Annotated in this window: 1 rRNA gene; it reads right to left on the bottom strand. The window is 39.3% G+C overall.

Annotation, left to right across the window (positions count from 1 at the left end):
* Positions 1-291 precede the first annotated feature (291 nt).
* A 16S ribosomal RNA gene (locus tag IQP38_RS11825) occupies positions 292-377 on the bottom strand; the annotation flags it as partial.

Raw genomic sequence — 377 nt, 5'->3', positions numbered from 1 at the left:
AGTTTCGAGTTGATGTTCAAATCACCAAAGTTGTCTCTCATTATTTGAATGAGCGAGAGACATTTCGATTTTGCCGGACTCAATTTCGAATAATCACTTAAAAGTGATATTCCCAAGAACACTTGAATGTGTTTTTTGGTGTTTGTCATAAAGACAAACATTGAGAACTTTACAAACAATCTTAAAGATTGTTTTGTCAGCTTTCCAAATTGTTAAAGAGCTATGTTAGCTACAAGCTTGCGCTTGTGAACTATCAATCTGTGTGGACACTCATCGTGTATAATCATCGTTTAAGGAGGTGATCCAGCGCCAGGTTCCCCTAGCGCTACCTTGTTACGACTTCACCCCAGTCATGAACCACAAAGTGGTAAGCGTCC

This window comes from Vibrio sp. OPT41, assembly GCF_015163595.1.
Lineage (GTDB): Bacteria > Pseudomonadota > Gammaproteobacteria > Enterobacterales > Vibrionaceae > Vibrio > Vibrio alginolyticus.
This window is presented reverse-complemented; position numbering and strand designations above follow the sequence as displayed.